This window comes from Streptomyces sp. NPDC059201, assembly GCF_042754585.1.
Lineage (GTDB): Bacteria > Actinomycetota > Actinomycetes > Streptomycetales > Streptomycetaceae > Streptomyces.
This window is the reverse complement of the sequence record NZ_JBHZBB010000002.1, coordinates 472063-493977: the sequence shown is the minus strand read 5'-3', so window position 1 is coordinate 493977 and position 21915 is coordinate 472063. Positions and strand designations below refer to the sequence as shown.

Sequence of the window (21915 nt, the reverse complement as noted above, 5' to 3'; positions counted from 1 at the left end):
GAGCGCCCTCGTCCGCACCACGGACGAGGGCCCGACGGGATGCCCGGCACACGGCGGATCGGGTCCGGCGGAGGGCCGGGCGGGTCCGGCGCAGGGCGGATCGGGTCCGGCGGAGGGCCGGGCGGGGACGGCGCAGGGCGGATCGGGTCCGGCACACGGCGGATCGGGTCCGGCCCAGTGCCGGGCGGTTCCGGCGGAGAGCCGGGCGATTCCGGCGCAGGGCCGGGCAGGGACGGCGCAGGACGGATCGGGTCCGGCACACGGCGGAGCGGGTCCGGCCCAGGGCCGGGCGGTTCCGGCACAGGGCCGGGAGAGTCCGGCGGAGAGCCGGGAGAGTCCGGCACAGGGCCGGGCAGGGACTGCGGAGGGCCGGCCGGTTCCGGCGCAGGGCCGGCAGAGTCCGGCACAGGGCGCCGAAGGCGGGACGGGAGGGCGGCTCACTTCCGACGAACTCATCGGCATGGCCTGGCTGTTGCTCGTCACCGGCTTCGAGACCACCGTCCACCTCATCGCCTCCTGCGTCCTCGCCCTCCTCCGCCACCCCGAGCAGCTCGCCGCCGTGCGCGCCGATCCGGCGCTGGTCGACGCCGCCGTCGAGGAGACGCTGCGCTTCGACGGCTCGGTGGAGACGACCACGTACCGCTTCACCACCACCCCGCTCACCCTCGGCTCCACCACCGTCCCCGGCGGCGGCGAGCTGGTCCTGGTGGCCCTCGCCGACGCGGGCCGGGACCCCGCCCGCTTCCCCGACCCCGGGCGCTTCGACATCCTGCGCCCGGCCGGCGGCCATCTCGCCTTCGGGCACGGCGTGCACCACTGCCTGGGCGCGCCACTGGCCCGGCTGGAGGCCAGGACCGCCGTCGCGGCGCTCCTGGACCGCTGCCCGGAGCTGGTCCTGGACGCCGACCCGGCGTCCCTGGAGTGGCGGTCCGGGCTGCTCATCCGGGGGCCGCGGAGGCTGCCCGTGCGCTGGTCGGCGGGGCGGTGAGGTCCCGCCGGCGGGCGCCGCCCGGACGGTCCCGGGCTCCCGCCCCGGGCCATGTGAAAACTTCATCCCCCCCTGGTGACCGAGCCACTGTCAGCGATCACCGCGCGGCTCGGAGAATCACGGGGAACGGAATCTCAGCAGCATCACACCGACGCAGAAGGATCCCGCCATCATGATCAGCACTCCGACCCCGTCCCGTGCCGCCTTCACGGATTCCCCCCTTTCCCCCGCCCGTCCCACCACCCCCTCGGGTCTGGTGATCGAGCACCTCGACGCCCCCGCGGACTCCGTCGTCCTCTTCACGGTCTGCGCCCGCACGCGCCCGGACGCGGCCCCCACCGCCGTACGCAGCGCGGCGTGAACGCCGGCGTGACCGCCGACGGCAGCCACGCTCCGGCGGTCACGCCGGCGACGGGCGCCGCACCGGCGACCGAGGTGTCGACGACCGAGGTATCGGTGACCGACGTACCGGCGGGTGAGGCGCTGGTGGGGTTCAAGTCCCATCTGCGCCCGACGCTCGTCCCCGGGGACGCCGCCTATCTGGTGTCGCTGCGCGGGGTGACCGCGCTGGGCGGCAGTGAGGCGGAGGTCCTCGTCCCGCTCCTCGACGGCACCCGTACGGTCGGGGCGGTCGAGCGGCAGGCGTCGCTGGAGCTCGGCCGCGAGAGCGCCGCGGCGGCGCTCCGCGCCCTGGACGAGGCGGGCCTGATCCGCCTCAGCTCCCCCGCGTCCCCCGCGCCCCACAAGTCCCGCGCGGGGGACGCGGGCGCCGAAGCGGAGGCGTACTGGGACCTCGCGGGCCTGGACGGCGGTGCGACCGCCGCCGGCCTGGCGCGGTCGGGCGTGGCCGTGGAGGCACTGGGCGGCCTGGACCCGGCGCCGGTGGTGGAGGCGTGCCGGGCGAGCGGCCTGACGGTCGTCGCGCCCCCGGGCGACCCCGCCGGACACCACGGCCTGACGGTCGTCGCACCCCCGGACGGCCCCGCCGGACACCACGGCCTGACGGTCGTCGCACCCCCGGACGACCCCACCGGACACCACGGCCTGACGGTCGTCGCGCCCCCGGACGACCCCACCGGACACCACGCCCTGACGGCCGTCGCACCCCCGGGCGACCCCGCCGGGCGCCCGGCCGGCCCGGTGGCCCTGCTCCTCGTCCTCTGCGACGACTACCTCTCCCCCGAGCTCGCCGAGGTGGACGCCCGCCACCGCCGCACCGGCGTCCCCTGGCTGCCGGTGCGGTTCTGCGGGACGGACCCGTGGATCGGGCCCTTCTTCCGGCCCGGCTCCGGCCCCTGCTGGCACTGCCTGGCCGTCCGGCTGCGCGGGCACCGCCACTCGGAGCTCCCGGTCCGGCAGGCGCTCGGGCTGGCCGGACCGGTGCCCCGGCCTCCCGCCGGGCTCGCCGCGGGCCGGGCGCTCGCCGCCAACCTCGCCGCCCTGGAGGCGGCGAAGTGGCTGGCCGGCCTGCGCCACCCGGAGCAGAACCGGCTGCTGACCCTCGACACCCTGCGGCTGCGGACCGACGCCCATCCGGTGAGCCGGCTCCCGCAGTGCGCGTCCTGCGGCGATCCGGGCCTGGTGGCGCGCCGGGTGAACGCGCCGTTCGTGCCCGCGCCGCGCCCCAAGGCGGAGGGCGGCGACCGGGCTCTGACGGCGGCACGCATGCTCGGCGTCCACGGCCGTCTGGTCGGCCCGGTGACCGGGGTGGTCAAGGAGCTGCGCCGCTCCCCGGACGGACCGGACTTCCTCACCTCGTACGTCTCCGGGCCCAACCTGGCGATGGAGTCGGCGTCGTTCGCCGGTCTGCGCTCGGGCCTGCGGGCGCTGAGCGGCGGCAAGGGCCGTACCGACGAGGAGGCCCGGGTCAGCGCGCTGTGCGAGGCGGTGGAGCGCTACAGCGGCACCCGGCACGGCGACGAGCCGACGGTACGGGATTCGCTGCGGGGCCTCGGCGACATCGCCGTACACCCCGGCGACGTCCAGCTGTACGGCGCCCGGCAGTACGCGGAACGGGAGCGGTGGAACGCCTCGCACTCGCCCTTCCACCACGTGCCGCCGCCGTTCGACGAGGAGCGGGCCACGGAGTGGACGCCGGTGTGGTCGCTGACGGAGGGCAGGCAGCGGCTACTGCCGACCTCGATGCTGTACTACGCCCGGGGCGGCACCGGGAACGCGCCCGCCGCCGACGGTCTGTGGGCCGACTCCAACGGGAACGCGGCGGGGAGCAGCCCCGAGGACGCCGTGGTGCAGGGCTTCCTGGAGCTGGTGGAGCGGGACGCGGTAGCGCTGTGGTGGTACAACCGCACCCGTCAGCCGGCGGTGGACCTGGCGGCGTTCGGGGACGAGTGGACCGAGCGGCTGTGCGCGGGGCTCGCCCGGGCGGGCCGCGAGGTGTGGGCGCTCGACCTCACCTCGGACCTGGGCGTTCCGGTGGTGGCGGCGCTGTCCCGGCGCACCGACCGGCCCACCGAGGACGTGATCTTCGGCTTCGGCGCGCACTTCGACCCGCGCGTGGCGCTGCGCCGGGCGCTGTCGGAGATGGGCCAGCTCCTGCCGGCGGTGGGCCACACGCGGTCGGGCGGGACGGGGTACGGGATCACCGACCCGGAGCCGCTGGACTGGTGGCGCCGGGCGACGGTGGCCGGCCAGCCGTACCTGCTGCCCGATCCGGCGGCGGCGCCGCTGACGCCGGGCCGGGTGGCCGCGGAGCGCCGTCCGGACCTGCTCGACGACGTCCGCGCGATCACCGCTCTCGTCAAGGACCGTGGGCTGGATCTCCTGGTGCTCGACCAGACGCGGCCGGACCTCGAACTTCCGGTGGTGAAGGTGATCGTGCCGGGTCTTCGCCATTTCTGGGCGCGGTTCGCTCCCGGCCGGCTCTTCGACGTACCGGTGATTCTCGGCCGATTGGCCGAGCCCACCCCCTATGAGCGGCTCAATCCGATACCGCTCTTCGTCTGACGACCCAAGCGTTAACCCCCCCTTGTCACTTCCTCGCCTATGCTCGTGGATGCCACGGATACACCAACGGGGGATTGACATGCCTGACGGCCAAGGGACTTGGGAAGAGCAGGCCGGGGGGGATATGGATCCGGCCTCGGGAGTTCTCCCCCGCGGCCGGGATTTACCCCCGCCCCGGATGGCCAAAGTCATCCTTGTCGCGGCGATCCTCTGCTACGTGGGCCTGACCTTCCTGAACATCCTCAGCAGTGGGGTCGGCGGGTTCGGCCTGGTGGCCGCGATGGGCTGTCTGTGCGCGGTGTTCGCCCTCCAGCTGCTGCACTCGCGGGCGGGCGCGCGGCGCGCGCCGCTCGGCCGCCGGGTGCTGACGCTGGTCACCCAGGCGGTGTTCACGTACCTCCCCCTCATCGCCCTGAAGTCACAGTGGGGCGCGATGGCGGGCTTCTTCGCCGGCTCGCTGCTGCTGCTCCTGCCGGCGCGCCTCGGCTGGACCCTGTACGGCTGCGTGGGGGTGAGCATGCTCCTGCCACCGGTCCTGGAGGGCCGTCCTGGCATCGACAGCCTGTACCTGGCGCAGACCACCCTCCTGACCGGACTGGTCACCTTCGGCCTGACGCGGATGTCGGAGCTGGTGCGGGTGCTGCACGACAGCCGGAGCGAGCTGACCCTCGCCGCGGTGACCCGCGAGCGGTTGCGATTCGCCCGTGACCTGCACGATCTGCTCGGATACAGCCTCTCCGCGATCCAGTTGAAGGGGGAGCTGATCCACCGTCTGGTGCTGAGCCAGCCGGTCCGGGCGAAGGCGGAGATCGAGGACGTGCTGTCCATCTCGCGCCAGGCGCTGGCCGATGTGCGGCGGGTGGCGAGCGGCTACCGGGAGATGTCGCTGAGGGAGGAGATCGATTCGGCCCGTTCGGTGCTGAGCGCCGCCGAGGTGGAGACGGTGACCGCCGTCCGCATGGGCGCGGTCGACGCGCCGGTGGACACGGTGCTCGCGACGGTGCTGCGGGAGGCGGTCACCAACGTCCTCCGGCACAGCCGCGCCGCGCGCTGCGAGATCACGGTGGCGGAGGAGGACGGCCTGATGACGCTGACGGTCGTCAACGACGGCGTGGAGGAGGGGTACCAGGACTCCTCGCCGCACAGCGGCAGCGGTCTGGGCAACCTGAGCATGCGGCTGCGCGCGGTGGGCGGTGAGCTCGACGTCGATCTGACGCCGGGCCAGATATTCCGCGTGATCGCGCGCGTTCCCGCACGGGCCGACCGAAAACCGCTGCCGTCGTCCCGGGATGAACGAAGTCGCACCGTCGCGTGATGTGACGTATTTTCAGACATTCCGAAGCAGGTCATCTGGTCAATATGATCAGATCACGCGAGATCGATCGGGCGACGGGGGGCTCTTCGTGATCAGAATACTCTTGGCCGAGGATATGAATATGGTCCGCGGGGCGCTGGTCGCCCTGCTGGACCTGGAGGGGGATATGAAGGTCGTCTGCGAGCTGGAGCGCGGTGACGAGATCCTGGACGCGGCCCTGAGAGTCCGACCCGACATCGCGATCATCGACATCGACCTCCCCGGGCTCGACGGCCTGAGCGCCGCCATGCAGATCCACGAGCACCTCCCGGAATGCCGCACGCTGATGCTGACCAGCCTCGGCCGCCCCGGCACCCTCCGCCGCGCCCTGTCGGCCCAGGTCTCGGGCTACCTCCTGAAGGACGACTCCCCCAAGGAACTGGCCAGCGCGGTCCGCCGGGTGGTCGCCGGCCAGCGGGTCATCGACGCCCAGCTCGCCGTGGCGGCCTGGAACGGCCTGGAGAGCCCCCTCACCGACCGCGAGACAGAAGTCCTCCGCCTCGCCGCCGAAGGCTCGGAAGCCTCCGAGATAGCCGCCGAGCTGTACCTGTCCACAGGCACCGTCCGCAACTACCTGACGGCGGTGGTGATGAAACTGAACGCCCGCAACCGCGTAGACGCCATCCGCATAGCCCGCGACGCGGGCTGGCTGCTCTGACCCCTCCCGGCCACCTCCCCGCGCCGGGAGCACCGGATCTCCTGACCCGCTAGCCTCCGCGCATGGACGACGAACCGCTCGCCCGATGGGCCGAGCGCCGGGACGCGAGGATCGGCGCGCTGCGCGCCGTACCGCTCGTGACCGGCGACGGCCCGAGGGCATCCCACCTGAACCCCGAAGCGCCCCGCGCGATCCAGCGCTGGAACGGGCACCTGTGGGAGCCGCACAGCTTCGCGGCGGACCTGGCGGAGGCGAGACGGATCCTGTTCCCCCACACCGAGGCCGCGCCCGCCGCCCCCGAGGCGGCACCGAAGCTCGGGCCCGGGACCGGTAGGCGTCGGAAGCCTTCGGCGGGGTGACGTGAAAGGGCTCCCGTGAGGGAGCCCTGGGGGCAGACGAGTCGGGCTGTACGCCGGGTTCTGTTCCCCGGGACCTCGCGGTCGTCGGGGTGACGGCCATCCATCTAGGGCCGGCGTTGCCACCGGCCTCGTGCGGTCTACCCGCGAACTCGGGCGAGCAGCCCTCGATCATTCGCGCAGGGACACCGGGGTGTCCCCTCTTGACCTTGCTCCGGGTGGGGTTTACCTAGCCGCCTGAGTCACCTCAGGCGCTGGTGGTCTCTTACACCACCGTTTCACCCTTACCGTGGGCCGAGGCCCCCGGCGGTCTGTTTTCTGTGGCACTGTCCCGCGGGTCACCCCGGGTGGCCGTTAGCCACCACCCTGCTCTGTGGAGCCCGGACGTTCCTCGGGGAGATCCGGGGATCTCCACGCGGCCGCCCGCCCGGCTCGTCTGCCGTGCCGACCATGCTACCTGGCGGGGCGGACGGCGCAGGACGGTGTACGACGCCGCTTGACCTTGTCGTAGCGTCAGGGTTTCTACTGAGGTCATGCGAATCGGCGAGATCGCCGCGCTCGTCGGGGTCACCCCCCGCGCCGTGCGGCACTACCACCATCTGGGGCTGCTGCCCGAGCCCCCGCGGCTGGCCAACGGCTACCGGGAGTACGGCATCCGGGACGCGGTGCTGCTCGCCCGGGTGCGGCGGCTGACCGAGCTGGGGCTCGGGCTCGACGAGGTGCGCGATGTCCTGGCCGACGACGCGGGGCGGGAGGTCGTGGAGGTCCTGGAGGAACTGGACGCCGACCTCGCCCGGCAGGAGGCCCTGATCCGGGAGCGCCGCGAGCGGCTGGCCGGGCTGCTCGACGACGCGCGGGCCGGGCGGCTCGCCGCCGAGGGGCCCGTGTCGCCGGAGCTGGCCGCGCTCCTCGCCGGCGTCGGCGAACTGCCCGACTCCCCGATGGCCGTGAAGGACCGGGAGATCCTCGCCCTCCTCGACACCGTCGTACCGGAGGACGAGCGGGCGCGGCTCATGGAGCTCATGCACGAGGTCTCCGGGAGCGCCGGGCAGGTGTACGGGCTCCTCGACGCGCTCGTCGACGCCGGAGTGGACGATCCCCGGGTCGAGGAGGCCGCGCGGGCGCTCGCCGGGGTGCTGCCGGACGGCGTCGGCGGCTTCGAGCTCCCGGCGGAGGGGTCCGGCGGGCTCGCCGACGTCTTCTTCGCCGACCTCGCGCCCGCCCAGGCGGCGGCCGTACGGCGAGCGATGGTGCTGGTGTCCGAGCGTGCCCAGGAGGGGGAGGGTCATGGCGGGGAGTGAGCGGGGAGCCGTGCTGCGGGTGCTGCGCGGGGTCGCGTACGCCGCGCTGCCGGCCGAGCTGGTGCTGTTCGCGCTGCTGCTCGGCGGGGTGCGGATACCCGGGTCGGTGCTGGTCGGCGCGGAGCTGGTGATGGTCGTGCTGCTGACCGCCGAGGCGGTCGTGTGGGTGCGGCTGCGGCGGCGCGGGCTGTCGCGGCGGGAGGCGCTGGCGGAGCTCGTACCGGAGCGGGTGCTGCGGCTGATCGGGCACGAGCTGACGTTGCTGGCGAGCCTCGGGCGGTGGGTGGCGCGGCGGCCGCACGGGACGGCGGGGGCCGAGGGCGTCTTCCCGCACGCGCGGGACCAGGCCGCCCTCATGTACGGCTTCGCCTTCGTCTGCCTGGTCGAGACGGCCGGGATGTCGTGGCTGCTGGCCGACTGGCCGATGGTCCACGCGGTCGTCCTCGTCCTCGACGTCTACACCGTCCTCTTCGTCCTCGGGCTGCACGCCGCCTCCGTGACCCGGCCGCACGTGCTGGCCGGCGGGCGGCTGCGGGCCCGGCAGGCCGCTCACGTCGACGTGTCCGTCCCGCTGGAGCGGATCGCGGCCGTCCGCCGGGAGAACCGTTTCACCCACGAGAAGAAGGACGGCGAGCTGAACCTCGCCGTCGGCTCGCAGACCTCCGTGACGCTGGAGCTGGACGCGCCGCTGGACGTGGTCGGGCTGCTCGGCAAGGTCCGGCCGGTGACGACGATCCGGCTGCACGCGGACGACCCCAAGGCGCTGTACGAGGCGCTGCGCGACGCCGTCGCCGGAGCCGCAGCCGTCCCGGTCACACCGGCCCGAACAGCACCTTCGCCCGGCCAGGATCCGCTTCCGACAGCCTGACCCGCATCCACTCCCCCAGCGGCAGCGGAGCCGTACCGCCCTCGACGCGGGCGACGACCGCCGGGTCGTCGAGGTGGACGGTGCCGACGGCCGGCTCGCGCTCCTTGACGTCGATCACGTACGCGTCGAAGAGCTCGCCGACCCGGCCGCTGAGCAGCGCCGCCTCGACGATGTCGACGCTCTCCCGCTCCACGGCGTTGGCCCGGCGCGAGCCTCCGGCCATGGTGTCGGGCAGGCCGGGCAGCGCGGCCCGCACCCACTCGGGCGGCTCGGTCCCGGCGACCGCCGCGACGCACAGCTCGGAGGCGTACCGGTCGACGAGCCGGCGCAGCGGGGCGGTGCAGTGGGTGTACTCGTCGGCGACGGCCGCGTGCACCGCCGGGTCGGGGAGCTGCCCGTCGGAGAAGACGGTGTAGCCCGCGCCGCGCAGCAGGGTGGTGCACTCCTGGAGGAACGCGGCCTGGCGCGGGTCGGTGGGGTCGGCGTTGCGGACCACCTCCGCGTAGGGCACGTGGTGCGGCCAGGCGACGCCGAGCGCCTCGGCGGAGCGGCGCAGCCGGGCGACGGCGCCGTCGGGGGCGACGGGGAGGGTGCGCAGGATGCCGGTGCCCGCGGCGGTCATGAGGTCGGCGGCGGCCATGCCGGTGAGGAGGGAGATCTGCGCGTTCCAGCCCTCGGCGGGCAGCGGTGCCCGGTAGGCGAGCGTGTAGGTGTGGTCGCCGGGGATCTCGACGATCTCCTGCTCGGGCACGTCGAGGGAGATCCCGCCGCGTTCGATCTCGCGCTCCTCGCGGAGCCGCCCGATGTCGCGGAGCAGCGCGAGGGGTTCCTCGGCGGTACCGGCGTCGATGAGCCGCTGGACGCCGGCGTAGTCGAGCTTGGCGCGGCTGCGGACGAGCGCGCGGCGCAGGTCGGTGGCGACGCGGCGCCCCTCGGCGTCGAGGTCGATCCGCCACAGCAGGGCGGGCCGGGGCTCGCCGGGCAGCAGGCTCGCGGCCCCCTCGGACAGGACCGGCGGGTGGAGGGGGACCTTGCCGTCGGGGAAGTACAGGGTGAGCACCCGCCGGTGCGCCTCGGCGTCGAGCGCCCCGCCGGGCGCGACGAACGCGGCGACGTCGGCGATGGCGTAGTGGACGCGGTACCCGCCGTCGGCCCGCCGCGCCAGATGCATCGCCTGGTCGAGATCGGTGGAGGTGGCCGGGTCGATGGTGAAGAACGGCAGGTCGGTGGCGTCCTCGTACGCGGGCAGCCGAGGACTCTTCGCCGCCGCCTCGGCCTCGGCGAGCACCGCGGCCGGGAACTCCCCGGGAACCCCGAGCTCGGTACGGAGTGCGCGCAGCGCGGCCCGCAACGGAGCCTCAGCTGCGCCGGTCACATGAATGTGGCGGCGAGGCATGCAACCGAGCGTAGGACGGGAGGCGGGGGGCGGCATGTTGTGGGGAGGGGCGGCGTGGATGGGGTGAGGCGCGCTGTGGCGTGGGGCGGGGGTCGGTACCTCGTACGCTGGCATGCGGGGCCGCACCCCCTCTTCCTGGTCCGTACTGAAGGAGAACCACCGTGCTCGTGCTGTTGCCGCCCTCCGAAGGCAAGGCGTCCTCCGGGCGTGGGGCGCCGCTCAAGCCGGAGTCGCTGTCGCTGCCGGGGCTCGCGGAGGCGCGGGCCGCCGTCCTGGACGAGCTGGTCGAGCTGTGCGCCGCCGACGAGGAGAAGGCGCGCGAGGTGCTGGGCCTGAGCGAGGGGCTGCGCGGCGAGGTCGCGAAGAACGTGGAGCTGCGGACGGCGGGCGCCCGCCCGGCCGGGGAGATCTACACCGGCGTCCTGTACGACGCGCTGGGCCTGGCCACGCTCGACGCGGCCGCCCGCAAGCGCGCGGGGGCCTCGCTGCTCGTCTTCTCCGGGCTGTGGGGCGCGGTCCGGGTGACCGACCGGATCCCGTCGTACCGCTGCTCGATGGGGGTCAAGCTGCCGGGGCTCGGCGCGCTGGGCGCGCACTGGCGGGGCGCGATGGCCTCGGTGCTGCCGGAGGCGGCCGGGGACGGGCTCGTCCTGGACCTGCGCTCGTCGGCGTACGCCTCGGCCTGGAAGCCGAAGGGCGAGGTCGCGGCGCGGACCGCGACGGTACGGGTGCTGCACGCGCCGACCCGGAAGGTGGTCAGCCACTTCAACAAGGCGACCAAGGGCCGGATCGTACGGAGCCTGCTGGAGTCGGGCGCGGCCCCGGGCACGCCGGAGGAGCTGGTGGCGGCGCTGCGGGACCTCGGCTACGTGGTGGAGACGGGCGCGAAGGCGGGGGCGCTGGACGTGCTGGTGGACGAGATCCACTGAACCCGGGCGTTGCATTCTCCGCAACGCGCGTTGCGTGTACTGGTGGTGCTGGGCAGGATGAGGTCATGCTCAGCACCCCCGGCGTCTTCGCGCTCGCCCCGCACGCCCCCGTCGTCCCGGTCGTGGTGATCGAGGACGCCGCCGACGCCGTGCCGCTGGCGCGGGCCCTGGTGGCCGGTGGCCTGCCGCTGATCGAGATCACGCTGCGTACCCCCGCCGCGCTCGACGCGGTGCGGGCGGTCGCGGCCGAGGTGCCGGAGGCGGTGGTCGGCGCGGGGACGGTGGTCTCGGCGGACGGTGTCGCGGACGCGGTACGGGCCGGGGCGCGGTTCCTGGTGAGCCCGGGGTGCTCGGGGCGGCTGCTCGGGGCGCTGCGGGAGTCGGGCGTACCGTTCCTGCCGGGTGTCTCGACCGCCTCCGAGGTGCTGGCGCTGCTGGAGGAGGGCGTCACGGAGCTGAAGTTCTTCCCGGCGGAGGCGGCGGGCGGGGTCCCGTATCTGAAGTCCCTGGCGGGTCCGCTGCCGCAGGCGCGCTTCTGCCCGACGGGCGGCGTCTCGGCCGCCTCGGCCCCGTCCTATCTCGCCCTGCCGAACGTCGCCTGCGTCGGCGGCACCTGGATGCTGCCGCCGGACGCGCTCGCGGCCCGCGACTGGGGCCGGGTGGAGGCGCTGGCGCGGGAGGCGGCGGCGCTGCGGACGGCTACGGCCGGGGTGTGAAGCGCACCCCGAGGTGGTCGGCCACCGGACGGTAGCCGAGCCGCTGGTAGAGCGCGTTGCTGGTGGGGTTGGCGAGGTCGGTGAAGAGCAGGACCTGCGTGGCGCCGGAGCCGAGGGCGGCGCGGGTCGCGGTGGTGGTGACCCCGGCGGCGTAGCCCTGGCCGCGCTCGTCGGGCGCGGTGTAGACGAGGTGAACGCGGGCCTGGCCCTCGATCGTGCGGGAGACTCCGGCCATCGCCACGGGGCGCCCGTCCGGGGCCTCCCAGACGTGGAGGCGGCCCTCGGTGATCCGCTCGGTGAGGAAGTCCGTGTAGTCGTCCTGCGGCTCGTAGCGGTGGACGGCGGCGAAGTCGGCCGTCCAGCCTCCGAGCAGCGGGAGGTCCGCCGTGCGCGCGGGCCGGGAACGGCCGGGCGGCGCCGGGTCCCGTGGGGTGAGCTCGCCGAGGCGGAAGAGCCGGATGCCCATGACGGGCTCCCAGGGGAGGCCGGTGGCTCCTGCGTACGCCTCCACCGCCGCCGTCTCCCCGCGCAGCGTGGCCGGCTCCGTGCCGTCCGGCAGGGCCAGCGCGGCGGCCGCCTCCACGGGGACGGCGCCGAAGGTGAGGACGGGGGGCGGGGACGCGGCGAGGACGCCGGCCACGGTCCCGTCAGGACCGGTCCACCATCCGAGGAGCTCCGCTCCGTCCATCATCGTCAGGACGGCGGTGTTGCGGGCCGGTTCGGCGGCGAGGAGCGGGCCGGCGGCGGCGCGGAAGATCTCCGAGTCGGTGGTGAAGTGCCAGTCGCCCCTTCCCATCTCCCTCTCCATCTCCCTCTCCCTCTCAGCGCCTGAGGTGCGAGGTGTCGTTGAGGAGGCGTACGGACGCGTTGCCGTCGGCGTAGTAGGCGACGGCGGAGAGCGAGGCGGCGGACAGCTCCATCTTGAACAGGGACTCGGGCGGGGCGCCGAGCGCCAGTCTGACCAGGGTCTTGATGGGCGTGACGTGGCTGACGAGGAGGACCGTGCGGCCCGCGTGCGCGGCGGCGAGGCGGTCGCGGGCGGCGGCGACGCGGCGGGCGACGGTGGTGAAGCTCTCCCCGCCGCCGGTGGGCGCGGCCTTCGTGGAGGCGAGCCAGGCGTCGAGGTCCTCGGGGTGGCGCTCGCGGACCTCGGCGAAGGTGAGGCCCTCCCAGGCGCCGAAGTCGGTCTCGCGGAGCCCGTCCTCGATCACGACGTCGAGTCCGAGGCGGGCGGCGACGGTCTCGGCGGTCTGGCGGCAGCGGGTGAGGGGCGAGCTGACGATGTGCTGGATCGTGCCGCGCGCGGCGAGGGCGTCGGCGACGGCGGCGGCCTGGCGGTGGCCGGCCTCGGAGAGCGCGGGGTCGCTGCCGCCGCTGCCGGAGAAACGCTTCTCGGGGGTGAGGGCGGTCTCTCCGTGACGGAGGAGCACGAAGGTCGCGGGGGCGGAGAGGTCGGGGGGCGGTGCGGGGGCGGGCGCTGCGGGTGCGGGCTCGGCGGCAGGCGGGTGCTGGGAAGCGGTGCCCGGCACCGTGGGCTGTGCCCACCCTCCCCCAGAGGGGGGACCCCCACGCCCTGCGGAACGATTGCCCACAGCTGGTTCGGCGGGGACAGCGGCAGCAGCAGCCGCGGCCGCAGGCGCGGCAAACGACAAGGCCGCTCGGGCCATGGCTGCGCCTGCCCTCGCGTCGCCCGGGGGGCCCGGCGGGGGGAGGGTTGCTGCCATGGCGGCGGCGGAGTGGTCGCGGGGGGTCCACTGTTCGCCGCGTTTGCCCGCGTCCATCGCCTCGTTGGCAAGGCGGTCGGCGTGTTTGTTGCGCTCCCGGGGGATCCACTCGTAGCGGACCCGGTCGGGCGGGAAGGCGCCCGCCGCCTCCGCCGCCAGGGGCTTCATGTCCGGGTGCTTGATCTTCCAGCGGCCCGACATCTGCTCGACGACGAGCTTGGAGTCCATCCTGACCCGGACGGTGGCGTCCGGCGCCAGGTCCAGGGCGGCGCGCAGGCCCGCGATGAGGCCCTTGTACTCGGCGACGTTGTTGGTGGCGACGCCGATGTACTCGGCCACCTCCGCGAGCGTCTCGCCCGTGGCCGGGTCGAGGACGACGGCACCGTAACCGGCGGGCCCGGGGTTGCCCCGGGAGCCGCCGTCCGCCTCGACCACGAGCTCGCGCATTACAGGCCGGACTCCGCCGTCCGGACCAGGATCCGGCGGCAGTTCTCGCAGCGCACGACCGCGTCCTTCGCGGCGGCCCGCACCTCGTTCAGCTCGGTGATGTTGAGCTCGATGTGGCAGCCCTCGCACTTGCGCTGGTAGAGGCGGGCCGCGCCGACGCCGCCCTGCTGCTCGCGCAGCTTCTCGTACAGCTTGATCAGGTCGGCGGGGACGGTGCCGGCGACGACCTCGCGCTCCTTGGTGACGGTCGCGGACTCCTCGTCGAGGCCGGCCTGGGCCACGTCCCGGCGGCCGGTGGCGTCGTCGACCTTGGCCTGGACGGCCTCGACCCGCTGGGTCAGCTCGGTGACGCGCTCCTGGGCGGACTCGCGGCGCTCCATGACCTCCAGGACGATCTCCTCCAGGTCGCCCTGGCGCTTGGCGAGCGAGGTGATCTCGCGCTGGAGGTTCTCCAGGTCCTTCGGGGAGGAGACGGCGCCGGAGTCGAGCCGCTGTTGGTCGCGGGCGGCGCGCTGGCGGACCTGGTCGACGTCCTGCTCGGCCTTGGTCTGCTCGCGGGCGCAGTCGCTCTCCTCGGTCTGCGCGGCGACGAGCAGGGCGCGCAGCTGGGTGAGGTCCTTGGTCAGCGCCTCGATCTCCGCGTGCTCGGGCAGTGCCTTGCGCTTGTGGGCGAGCTGCTGGAGGCGGACGTCCAGGGCCTGGACGTCGAGGAGGCGAATCTGGTCGGCGGGCGCGGCGTTCAGTTGGGGGCTCCAGGGGAGGTGTGATGGGAGGACCAGGGGTCCGTGACCGTCTTCGAGACGTGGACGCGGAGGTCCCAGCCGTGGCGGTCGGAGATCGTGTCGAGCTGGGCGGCGGCCAGCTCGCACCAGGGCCACTCGGTGGCCCAGTGGGCGGCGTCGACGAGGCCCAGGGGGGAGCGCTGGGTGGCCTCGGAGACGGGGTGGTGGCGCAGGTCCGCGGTGAGGAAGGCGTCCACCCCGGCGGCGCGCACGGCGTCGAAGAGGCTGTCGCCTGAGCCGCCGCTGACGGCGACGCGGCGGACGGGCATGTCGGGGTCGCCGGCGACCCGGATGCCCTGCGCGGTCGCGGGCAGCCGCTTCGCGGCGCGGGCGGCGAACTCGGCGAGGGTCTCGGGGTGGTCGAGCTCGCAGATCCGGCCGAGGTTGTTCTCGGGGACGAGCGGGCCGGTGACGCGCAGGTCGAGCGCGCCGGCCAGGGCGTCGGAGACGCCGGGGTCGGCGGTGTCGGCGTTGGTGTGCGCGACGTGCAGGGCGATGTCGTTCTTGATCAGCGTGTGCACGACGCGGCCCTTGAAGTGACCGGCCGAGACCGTCGTCGTCCCGCGCAGGTAGAGCGGGTGGTGGGTGACGACCAGGTCGGCGCCGAGGGCGATCGCCTCGTCGGCGATCTCCTGGACGGGGTCGATGGCGAAGAGGACGCGCGAGACCTCGGCGTCGGGGTCGCCGCAGACGGTGCCGACGGCATCCCACGCTTCGGCCCGCTCTGGCGGCCAGAGGGCGTCGAGTTCGGCGATGACTTCAGACAGACGGGGCACGGAGGAAAGGCTACCTGTCCTCCGTGCCCCGCCGTCCTGGCCTGTGGATAACCGGGCCTGCCGGCGCTTACTTCTTCACCAGGTCGGCGCGCAGGTCGTCGAGGACGCTGTTCGCGGCGGTGACGCCGAGGCCGAGGTACCAGGTCTCGTCCGGGACGTCCTTGGCCTGGCCGGCCTTGACGGCCTTGAGGTTCTTCCAGAGCGGGTTGCCCTGCGCGGCGTCCTTCTTGGTCGCCTTGGCGTCGCCGTAGACGCCGGTGAAGATCCAGTCGGCGTCGGCCTGGTCGATCTTCTCGGGGCTGACCTCGGCGGCGAGGTCGTCGATCTGCTGGTTCTTCGGGCGGGGCAGGCCGGCGTCCTCCAGGATGGTGCCGATGAACGACGCCTTCGCGTAGAGGCGGATCTTGCCCGGGAGGTAGCGGACCATCGAGATGGTCGGCTTGTTCGGACCGACGTCGGTGCCGAGCTGCTTGGCCTTGGTCTCGTACGCGGCGAGCTTCTCCTTGGCCTCGGCGGTCTTGTCGAGCGCGGCGGCGTTGAGGAGGTAGTTCTCCTTCCAGGTGAAGCCCGGGCGGATGGAGAAGACGGTCGGGGCGATCTTCGACAGCTCGTCGTACTTGTCGGCGGCGCGCAGCTGGCTGCCGAGGATGAGGTCGGGCTGGAGGTTGGCGATCGCCTCCAGGTTGAGGTTGTTGATGGTGCCGACCGACTTGGGGCTGCCGGCGTCCTTGGCGAGGTAGCCGGGGATGCCGTCGTCGCCCTCGGAGGGGGCGTAGCCGACGGGCTGGACGCCGAGGGAGACGACGTTGTCGAGCTCGCCGACGTCGAGGACGACGACGCGCTTCGGGGCGGCCTTGATCTCGCTCTTGCCCATGGCGTGGGTGAGGGTGCGGGGGAACTGGCCCGGCTTGGCGTCGGTGCCCAGGGCGGCGGTCTTGGCGGCCGCGTCGCCGAAGTCCTTGCCGCCGGTGGCGACGTCCTTCTTCTTCGCCGTGTCCTCCTTGGTGGAGGCGTCGTTCGAGTCGCCGCCTCCGCAGGCCGCGAGGGAGAGCGCGGCGGCGAGGGCGACGGCGGCGGCGGTGCCGCGGCGGCGGAAGGACATCGGGAGGGCTCCTCTTCGATGGCGGACGTCGAGGTGGGACGGCGTACGGGGCGGTCCTGGGCGGACTCACAGGCTCCGCTTAGGATCGCCTTACCTTACGTACCCCTGGCCCCGTCAGCACAATCGGCCCCCTCCGCTCAATGGAACGGGTACACCGCCACCCTTATGTGTGAAGTGCGTGGGGTCGTGTTGTTCGGCAGGAAGTGCGAAAACTAGCTTCGTGGCCGGAGGTGACGAGTCGATGACAGCGTGTGCCATCGAGACCGCGGCCGAGGACGGCGACCAGGAAGGGACGCCCGCCCGCCCCCCGGCAGGCTTCGCGATCACGGCGAACGGCGCGTACGCCGCCAGGCTCGCGGGTTCCGGGGACGCCCTGTACGCGGAGCGCTGGACGCTCGACGGCCCGGAGCCGTACGCCGTGCCGCTCCCCCTGGACCAGCCGGAGGACGCGGACGCGCAGCTGCTGCCGCTCGCCGACGGGCGGGTCCTGGTGTGCCGCCGGGTGGACGGACGGCGCCACACCTTCTCGCTGCTGTACCCGACCGGTCCCGGCACCGGCGAGCTGCGGCTCGGCTCGGTGGAGGCGCCCGGCCCCGGGCGCGTGGAGCTGCTGCCGCCGTCCCCGGACGGCACGTGCGCGTACGCCCGCCACACGGGCCCCGGTTCCACCACGCTCTGGCTGGTGGCGGGCGGGGCCTTCGGCCCGGAGCGGGTCGCGGTGATCCCGGGCCACTGCGCGGGCGGGGTCTGGCTGGACCGTACGGGGCGGATGCTGGCCCTGGACCGGCGGCTCGGCGACGGGCCGGTGAAGACGGTCGCGGTGGACCTGGAGCGGGGCGGCGAGGTGTCGCCGCTGCTCCAGATCACCGAGGCGAGCGACGACCGGCTGCTGCTCGCGGATCCGGACAGCGGGCTGCTGCTGATCCGTTCGGACGCGCCGTCGCCGGGGCACGAGCGGCTGGGCTGGGGGGTGCTGGGGAGCCTGCTGCCGGTGCGGTTCCCGGAGTGCCTGCGGCTGGACGACGCGGCGGTGACGCCCTTCGCGGTCCAGCCGGGGCAGGTGCTGATGCCGGAGAGCTGCGGGGTGGCGCTGCGGATCGACGCGGCGGGCGGCAGCTGGGTGGGGCTGTGGCGGCCCTCGGGGCGGCGGATGCACCAGGTGGCGGCGCCGCCCGGGTGGGTGGCGGGGGCCGGGGCGTGGTCGCCGGAGGGCGTCCTGCGGCTGCCGTGCTCGACGGCGGAGCTGCCCTGCGCGCTGGCCGGTCTCACGGTGCCGCCGGAGCCGGAGCCCGGGCCGGAGCCGGAGCCCTGCGCGGAGGCGCCGGCCGGGCCCGTCGCGGAGGACGCGCAGCCGCGCGCGTGCCGCCCGGTCCCGCTCCAGCAGGCGCCCCTGACGGACCGTAAACCCGCTGGTTAGACTCACCGCCGCAGCACAGCACAGCAGGAGCACGTTCCCACGGGGTGAGTACGACCATGACGCAGAACAGCACGGAGGCGGCACAGGAGTCGCAGAACACGGGCGCCGGACGGCACCGCGGTTCGGCCGCGTCGGCGGAGGAGACCTCCTCCGCCGCGCACGGCCGGCACCGCCGAGAGGCGGACGAGAGCTAGCGGGCGAGAGTTCGTGGAGCCGTACGCGCGCGTGGCACTCGTAAAGCCGCACGCGCGCGTGGCGAAGGGCCCCGGGGGAGCGGATCCCCCGGGGCCCTTCGCCTTCCCCACCGTCCCCCGTGCCCACCCCCGGGCCGGGTTCAGCCCTTCTTCAGCCCCAGGACCTCGGAGGCCGCGAAGGTCTCGCCGGGCGGGCGCTCCGCGAAGTACGGGGTGAGCAGCCCGTCCAGTTCCTCGAAGCCGAAGGCTTCCTTGGCGGTGTCGAACTTGGCCGCCACCCGTGGCCGTTCGACGACGGCGACCATCCCGCCGTGGACGACGAGCAGCTGTCCGTTGACCCGGGCGGCGGCCGGGGAGGCGAGGTAGCCGACGAGCGGTGCCACGTGCTCGGGCGACAGCGGGTCGAGCTCGTCCTCGGCGGCGGGCTCGGCGAAGCCGGCGAAGACGTCCTCCGTCATGCGCGTGCGCGCGCGGGGGCAGATGGCATTGGCGGTGACGCCGTACCGGGCGAGCGCGAGCGCCGTCGAGGTGGTCAGTCCGACGATCCCGCCCTTGGCGGCGGCGTAGTTGGGCTGTCCCGCGGAGCCGGCGAGGAAGGCTTCGGAGGAGGTGTTGACGATCCGGCCGTAGACGCCGGTCTCCCCCGCCTTGGACCGTCCGCGCCAGTGCACGGCCGCGAAGTGGGTGGTGTTGAAGTGGCCCTTGAGGTGGACGCGGATGACCGAGTCCCACTCGTCCTCGCTCATCGAGAAGACCATCCGGTCGCGCAGGATGCCCGCGTTGTTGACCAGGATGTCCAGCTTGCCGAACTCGGCCACGGCCAGGTCGACCAGGGCCCGCGCGGTCTCGAAGTCGGAGATGTCGCCGAGGTGGGCGACGGCCCTGCCGCCGGCCGCGACGATCTCGGCGGCGACCTCCTCGGCGGGGGTGGCCGACGCCTCCCCGGAGCCGTCCCGGCCGGGCTGTCCGTAGTCGTTGACGACGACGGCGGCGCCGAGCCGGGCCAGTTCGAGCGCCTCGGCGCGGCCGAGTCCGCGCCCGGCGCCGGTGACGATCGCGCTCAGCCCCTCAAGAGGCAGTGACATGGCGGGGGATCCTCTCAGATCTCGATGCAGGTACGGAGGGACGCGCCGGTCCGCATCTGCTCCAGGGCCTCGTTGATGTTCGCCAGCGGGACCCGGTGGGTGATCAGCGACTCCAGGTCGATGCGGCCGGCCCGCCAGAGCGCGATGGCCCGCTCGTACGACCGCAGGACGTCCCCGCCGCCGTACATGGAGGGCAGGATCCGCTTCTCGTCGAAGAACAGCTCGAACATGTTGAGCTGGAGGTTGTCGTCCATGGCTCCGGCGCCGACCACGCAGAGGGTGCCGCCGCGCCGGGTGGTCTCGTAGGCGGTCCGCGCGGTGGCGGACTTGCCGACGACCTCGAAGACGTAGTCGAAGCCCTCGCCCGCGGTGATCCGCTGCTTGGCGTCGCCGAGGGCCTCGGGGGCGACGGCCTCGGTGGCGCCGAAGCGGAGCGCGGCCTCGCGGCGCGACTCGACGGGGTCGACGGCGACGATCTGGGCGGCTCCCTGGAGCCGGGCGCCCTGGATGGCGGAGATGCCGACGCCGCCGCAGCCGATGACGGCGACCGAGGAACCGGCCTCCACCTTGGCGGTGTTGATGGCGGCGCCGAGGCCGGTGGTCACGCCGCAGCCGATGAGGGCGGCGATGTCGAAGGGCACGTCGTCGGGGATCGGGACGGCGCAGCCCGCGTCGACGACGACCTCCTCGGTGAAGGTGCCGGTGCCGGCGAAGCCGAAGACCTCCCCGCCGGGGCGCTTGAAGTTGGGGGTGCCGGCGTTCATGAAGCCGGCGAGACAGAGCTGGGTCTGGCCGCGCTTGCAGGCGGCGCAGGTGCCGCAGGCGGGCAGCCAGCAGAGCAGGACCCGCTGTCCGGCACTCAGGCCGGTGACGCCGTCGCCGACGTCGAGGATCTCGCCGGCGCCCTCGTGGCCGGGGATGAACGGCGCGGGCTGCGGCAGGACGCCGCTCATGGCGGAGACGTCCGAGTGGCACAGGCCGGTGGCCCGTACCCGGATCCGCACCCTGCCCGGGCCGAAGCCCACCGCCTCGACGTCGTCGAGGACTTCCAGTTTGTCCTGGCCGATCTCGTGCAGTACGGCTGCGCGCATGGTGCGGCTCCCTCCGGGAAGGTTCTACGAGTGTTCGACGACGGTGTCGGCGAGGACGGGGGCGTCGTCGCGCTCCACGGCCGTCACCGCCACCTGGACGCGGCCGTCCCCGGCCCACATCCGAATGCGCAGGGTCTCGCCGGGGAAGACGATCCCGGCGAAGCGGGTGCGGTACGCGCTGACGCGGGTGACGTCGCCGCCGAGCACCGTGTCCACGACCGCCTTGAGGGTCATGCCGTACGAGCAGAGGCCGTGCAGGATCGGGCGGTCGAAGCCGGCCAGCGCGGCGAAATCGGGGTCGGCGTGGAGCGGGTTCCAGTCGCCGGAGAGGCGGTAGAGCAGGGCCTGCTCCTCGCGGATCGGGCGCTCGACGGTCTTGTCCGGTTCGCGCCCGGGGAGTTCCAGGCGCTCGGAGGGGCCGCGGTCGCCTCCCCAGCCGCCCTCGCCCCGGACGAAGATCTGGGCGTCGGAGGTCCACAGCGGGCCGTCGTCGTCCGCGGCCTCGGAGCGCAGCACGAGGATGGCGGCCTTGCCCTTGTCGTACACGGCGGCGACGCGGGAGGTGGAGACGGCGCGGCCGCCGGTGGGCAGCGGGCGGTGGAGGGTGACCGACTGGCCGCCGTGGAGGACGGCGGCGAGGTCGATGTCGATGCCGGGGGCGGACAGTCCGCCGACGACCCCCATGCCGGCGCCGGCGACGGTGGCGAAGCTGGGCAGCACGTGGAGCCGGGATTCGAGGGTGTACCGCAGCTCGGCCGGGTCGGTGGCGGGGCTGCCCGCGCCGAGGCCGAGGTGGTAGAGCTGGACGTCCTTGTGGTCCCAGGCGATCTCGGCGCTGCGGGGTTCGGCGGCGAGGGCCTTGGCGGGGTCAATGGGCATCGACTTGCAGCTCCTTGGAAGTCCTTGGAGTGGAAGACCTCGGCGCGACCGTCCGCACCGTCGGTCACGCCGAGGCCGTGCGGGAACCGCCCCGTACGCGCCGATGTAGAACGCGTTCCAGTTCGGTGTCCCCCATGTATAGCGGAGGGCCGTGACGTTGGGAACCCTCGGACACGAGACTCCTGACGGTCCGTCAGGCAGCGTTCTCGCGGAGTTTCTGGTGGGGCGGCCTAGGCTTTTGGGTGTGAACGAGATGCCGCGGGACCATCGGCCGGTCAAGTCCATTCGTGTTCTGCTCGCGGAGGACCAGGGGATGATGCGGGGGGCGCTCGCGCTGTTGCTGGGGCTGGAGGCGGACATCGAGGTCGTCGCGCAGGTCGGGCGGGGGGACGAGATCGTGGACCGGGCGCTGGTGGCGCGGCCCGATGTGGCGCTGCTCGACATCGAACTGCCGGGGCGGTCGGGGCTGGACGCGGCGGCGGAGCTGCGGGACGAGGTGCCGGACTGCCGGGTGCTGATCCTGACGACCTTCGGGCGGCCGGGGTATCTGCGGCGGGCGATGGAGGCGGGGGCGGCCGGGTTCCTGGTGAAGGACGGGCCCGTGGAGGAGCTGGCGGAGTCGATCCGGAAGGCGCTGCGCGGCGAGACCGTCATCGATCCGGCGCTCGCCGCCGCCGCGCTCGGCGCCGGGCCGAACCCGCTGACGGCGCGTGAGCGGGAGGCCCTGTCGGCGGCGGTGGACGGGGCGACGATCGCCGACATCGCGGGCCGGCTGCACCTGTCGGAGTCGACCGTGCGGAACTACCTGTCGTCCGCGATCGGAAAGACCGGGACCCGCAACCGTCTGGAGGCGGCCCGCGCCGCACGCCAGCAGGGCTGGCTGTAGCG

21 protein-coding genes, 1 other RNA gene and 1 pseudogene are annotated in these 21915 nt (G+C 74.0%); 13 read left to right on the top strand and 10 right to left on the bottom strand.

Annotated features, from left to right (window positions below; all coding sequences use genetic code 11):
- Positions 1 to 427 precede the first annotated feature (427 nt).
- The 6 genes and pseudogenes from ACFXMG_RS08095 to ACFXMG_RS08070 form a co-directional block, all read left to right on the top strand.
- Positions 428 to 988: pseudogene (locus ACFXMG_RS08095) on the top strand (cytochrome P450); the annotation flags it as partial.
- Between the two features lie 172 nt (positions 989 to 1160).
- Complete coding sequence (locus tag ACFXMG_RS08090; protein ID WP_383820400.1) at positions 1161 to 1349, top strand: hypothetical protein; 189 nt, start codon at positions 1161 to 1163, stop codon at positions 1347 to 1349.
- Positions 1346 to 3952: a TOMM precursor leader peptide-binding protein gene (locus ACFXMG_RS08085; RefSeq protein ID WP_383820398.1), complete on the top strand. Its 2607-nt coding sequence runs from the start codon at positions 1346 to 1348 to the stop codon at positions 3950 to 3952. Before ACFXMG_RS08090 ends, ACFXMG_RS08085 begins: the two co-directional genes overlap by 4 nt.
- Positions 3953 to 4130: 178 nt before the next feature.
- Positions 4131 to 5267, top strand: a complete 1137-nt coding sequence (locus ACFXMG_RS08080) for a sensor histidine kinase (protein WP_383820395.1) — start codon at positions 4131 to 4133, stop codon at positions 5265 to 5267.
- An 88-nt stretch (positions 5268 to 5355) separates the two neighbouring features.
- A complete protein-coding gene (locus ACFXMG_RS08075; RefSeq protein ID WP_383820392.1) occupies positions 5356 to 5964 on the top strand; it encodes a DNA-binding response regulator in 609 nt (202 codons plus the stop codon).
- Positions 5965 to 6026: 62 nt separating this feature from the next.
- Complete coding sequence (locus ACFXMG_RS08070) at positions 6027 to 6323, top strand: DUF6087 family protein (protein ID WP_383820389.1); 297 nt, start codon at positions 6027 to 6029, stop codon at positions 6321 to 6323.
- A 33-nt stretch (positions 6324 to 6356) separates the two neighbouring features.
- Here ACFXMG_RS08070 and rnpB read toward each other — a convergent pair.
- Positions 6357 to 6755, bottom strand: an RNA gene (gene rnpB, locus ACFXMG_RS08065) — RNase P RNA component class A.
- 98 nt (positions 6756 to 6853) lie between these two features.
- Here rnpB and ACFXMG_RS08060 point away from each other — a divergent pair.
- Together ACFXMG_RS08060 and ACFXMG_RS08055 are read left to right on the top strand one after the other, a co-directional pair.
- Positions 6854 to 7621, top strand: coding sequence for a MerR family transcriptional regulator (locus tag ACFXMG_RS08060; RefSeq protein WP_383820387.1), 768 nt, complete (start codon positions 6854 to 6856; stop codon positions 7619 to 7621).
- The gene (locus tag ACFXMG_RS08055) at positions 7608 to 8489 is read left to right on the top strand and encodes a hypothetical protein (protein WP_383820384.1); all 882 of its coding nucleotides are present in this window, start codon (positions 7608 to 7610) and stop codon (positions 8487 to 8489) included. The genes ACFXMG_RS08060 and ACFXMG_RS08055 overlap by 14 nt, the downstream gene beginning before the upstream one ends.
- Here ACFXMG_RS08055 and ACFXMG_RS08050 read toward each other — a convergent pair.
- Complete coding sequence (locus tag ACFXMG_RS08050; RefSeq protein WP_383820382.1) at positions 8434 to 9885, bottom strand: RNB domain-containing ribonuclease; 1452 nt, start codon at positions 9883 to 9885, stop codon at positions 8434 to 8436. The genes ACFXMG_RS08055 and ACFXMG_RS08050 overlap by 56 nt on opposite strands.
- Positions 9886 to 10046: 161 nt before the next feature.
- Here ACFXMG_RS08050 and yaaA point away from each other — a divergent pair, with 161 nt between their 5' ends.
- Both yaaA and eda read left to right on the top strand, forming a co-directional pair.
- Positions 10047 to 10814 (top strand): peroxide stress protein YaaA, encoded by a 768-nt coding sequence (gene yaaA / locus ACFXMG_RS08045; protein WP_383820379.1) that lies wholly within the window; start codon positions 10047 to 10049, stop codon positions 10812 to 10814.
- A 65-nt stretch (positions 10815 to 10879) separates the two neighbouring features.
- Positions 10880 to 11530, top strand: a complete 651-nt coding sequence (eda, locus tag ACFXMG_RS08040; RefSeq protein ID WP_383820376.1) for a bifunctional 4-hydroxy-2-oxoglutarate aldolase/2-dehydro-3-deoxy-phosphogluconate aldolase — start codon at positions 10880 to 10882, stop codon at positions 11528 to 11530.
- Here eda and ACFXMG_RS08035 read toward each other — a convergent pair.
- The 5 genes from ACFXMG_RS08035 to ACFXMG_RS08015 form a co-directional block, all read right to left on the bottom strand.
- Positions 11514 to 12338 (bottom strand): GNAT family N-acetyltransferase, encoded by an 825-nt coding sequence (locus tag ACFXMG_RS08035; RefSeq protein ID WP_383820374.1) that lies wholly within the window; start codon positions 12336 to 12338, stop codon positions 11514 to 11516. The two genes, eda and ACFXMG_RS08035, sit on opposite strands and share 17 nt — an antisense overlap.
- A 13-nt stretch (positions 12339 to 12351) precedes the next feature.
- Positions 12352 to 13701: a bifunctional RNase H/acid phosphatase gene (locus ACFXMG_RS08030; RefSeq protein ID WP_383820371.1), complete on the bottom strand. Its 1350-nt coding sequence runs from the start codon at positions 13699 to 13701 to the stop codon at positions 12352 to 12354.
- Positions 13701 to 14444, bottom strand: a complete 744-nt coding sequence (locus ACFXMG_RS08025; protein WP_383820515.1) for a zinc ribbon domain-containing protein — start codon at positions 14442 to 14444, stop codon at positions 13701 to 13703. Before ACFXMG_RS08025 ends, ACFXMG_RS08030 begins: the two co-directional genes overlap by 1 nt.
- Complete coding sequence (locus ACFXMG_RS08020; RefSeq protein WP_383820368.1) at positions 14441 to 15259, bottom strand: Nif3-like dinuclear metal center hexameric protein; 819 nt, start codon at positions 15257 to 15259, stop codon at positions 14441 to 14443. The genes ACFXMG_RS08025 and ACFXMG_RS08020 overlap by 4 nt, the downstream gene beginning before the upstream one ends.
- A 67-nt stretch (positions 15260 to 15326) precedes the next feature.
- Positions 15327 to 16361 (bottom strand): ABC transporter substrate-binding protein, encoded by a 1035-nt coding sequence (locus ACFXMG_RS08015; protein WP_383820365.1) that lies wholly within the window; start codon positions 16359 to 16361, stop codon positions 15327 to 15329.
- Positions 16362 to 16602: 241 nt separating this feature from the next.
- Between ACFXMG_RS08015 and ACFXMG_RS08010 the strand changes: the two genes are divergently transcribed.
- Both ACFXMG_RS08010 and ACFXMG_RS08005 read left to right on the top strand, forming a co-directional pair.
- Complete coding sequence (locus tag ACFXMG_RS08010) at positions 16603 to 17778, top strand: hypothetical protein (protein WP_383820362.1); 1176 nt, start codon at positions 16603 to 16605, stop codon at positions 17776 to 17778.
- A 56-nt stretch (positions 17779 to 17834) separates the two neighbouring features.
- Positions 17835 to 17972: a hypothetical protein gene (locus ACFXMG_RS08005; protein ID WP_383820360.1), complete on the top strand. Its 138-nt coding sequence runs from the start codon at positions 17835 to 17837 to the stop codon at positions 17970 to 17972.
- Positions 17973 to 18112: 140 nt separating this feature from the next.
- On the opposite strand, the gene ACFXMG_RS08000 is transcribed toward ACFXMG_RS08005, so the two are convergent.
- Genes ACFXMG_RS08000 through ACFXMG_RS07990 form a run of 3 tightly spaced genes read right to left on the bottom strand, consistent with a single transcriptional unit; the run spans position 18113 to position 21027 of the window.
- Positions 18113 to 19057, bottom strand: a complete 945-nt coding sequence (locus ACFXMG_RS08000; RefSeq protein WP_383820357.1) for a 3-oxoacyl-ACP reductase — start codon at positions 19055 to 19057, stop codon at positions 18113 to 18115.
- Positions 19058 to 19071: 14 nt separating this feature from the next.
- Positions 19072 to 20148 (bottom strand): Zn-dependent alcohol dehydrogenase, encoded by a 1077-nt coding sequence (locus ACFXMG_RS07995; protein WP_383820354.1) that lies wholly within the window; start codon positions 20146 to 20148, stop codon positions 19072 to 19074.
- Positions 20149 to 20172: 24 nt separating this feature from the next.
- Positions 20173 to 21027, bottom strand: a complete 855-nt coding sequence (locus ACFXMG_RS07990; RefSeq protein WP_383820351.1) for a MaoC/PaaZ C-terminal domain-containing protein — start codon at positions 21025 to 21027, stop codon at positions 20173 to 20175.
- A gap of 253 nt (positions 21028 to 21280) precedes the next feature.
- Here ACFXMG_RS07990 and ACFXMG_RS07985 point away from each other — a divergent pair, with 253 nt between their 5' ends.
- Positions 21281 to 21913 carry a response regulator gene (locus ACFXMG_RS07985; protein WP_383820512.1) on the top strand — a complete coding sequence of 211 codons (633 nt, stop codon included), beginning with the start codon at positions 21281 to 21283 and terminating at the stop codon, positions 21911 to 21913.
- Positions 21914 to 21915: the final 2 nt, after the last annotated feature.

Excerpts from the sequence above, each read along its gene's own strand:
- ACFXMG_RS08035 (WP_383820374.1), bottom strand. The coding sequence starts at position 12,338 with ATGGAGAGGGAGATGGGAAGGGGCGACTGGCACTTCACCACCGACTCG.
- ACFXMG_RS07985 (WP_383820512.1), top strand. The coding sequence starts at position 21,281 with ATGCCGCGGGACCATCGGCCGGTCAAGTCCATTCGTGTTCTGCTCGCG.
- ACFXMG_RS08070 (WP_383820389.1), top strand. The coding sequence starts at position 6,027 with ATGGACGACGAACCGCTCGCCCGATGGGCCGAGCGCCGGGACGCGAGG.
- ACFXMG_RS08090 (WP_383820400.1), top strand. The coding sequence starts at position 1,161 with ATGATCAGCACTCCGACCCCGTCCCGTGCCGCCTTCACGGATTCCCCC.
- ACFXMG_RS08080 (WP_383820395.1), top strand. The coding sequence starts at position 4,131 with ATGGCCAAAGTCATCCTTGTCGCGGCGATCCTCTGCTACGTGGGCCTG.
- ACFXMG_RS08030 (WP_383820371.1), bottom strand. The coding sequence starts at position 13,701 with ATGCGCGAGCTCGTGGTCGAGGCGGACGGCGGCTCCCGGGGCAACCCC.
- ACFXMG_RS08055 (WP_383820384.1), top strand. The coding sequence starts at position 7,608 with ATGGCGGGGAGTGAGCGGGGAGCCGTGCTGCGGGTGCTGCGCGGGGTC.
- ACFXMG_RS08000 (WP_383820357.1), bottom strand. The coding sequence starts at position 19,057 with ATGTCACTGCCTCTTGAGGGGCTGAGCGCGATCGTCACCGGCGCCGGG.
- ACFXMG_RS08005 (WP_383820360.1), top strand. The coding sequence starts at position 17,835 with ATGACGCAGAACAGCACGGAGGCGGCACAGGAGTCGCAGAACACGGGC.
- ACFXMG_RS07995 (WP_383820354.1), bottom strand. The coding sequence starts at position 20,148 with ATGCGCGCAGCCGTACTGCACGAGATCGGCCAGGACAAACTGGAAGTC.
- ACFXMG_RS08060 (WP_383820387.1), top strand. The coding sequence starts at position 6,854 with ATGCGAATCGGCGAGATCGCCGCGCTCGTCGGGGTCACCCCCCGCGCC.
- ACFXMG_RS08015 (WP_383820365.1), bottom strand. The coding sequence starts at position 16,361 with ATGTCCTTCCGCCGCCGCGGCACCGCCGCCGCCGTCGCCCTCGCCGCC.
- eda (WP_383820376.1), top strand. The coding sequence starts at position 10,880 with ATGCTCAGCACCCCCGGCGTCTTCGCGCTCGCCCCGCACGCCCCCGTC.
- ACFXMG_RS08010 (WP_383820362.1), top strand. The coding sequence starts at position 16,603 with ATGACAGCGTGTGCCATCGAGACCGCGGCCGAGGACGGCGACCAGGAA.
- ACFXMG_RS07990 (WP_383820351.1), bottom strand. The coding sequence starts at position 21,027 with ATGCCCATTGACCCCGCCAAGGCCCTCGCCGCCGAACCCCGCAGCGCC.
- ACFXMG_RS08050 (WP_383820382.1), bottom strand. The coding sequence starts at position 9,885 with ATGCCTCGCCGCCACATTCATGTGACCGGCGCAGCTGAGGCTCCGTTG.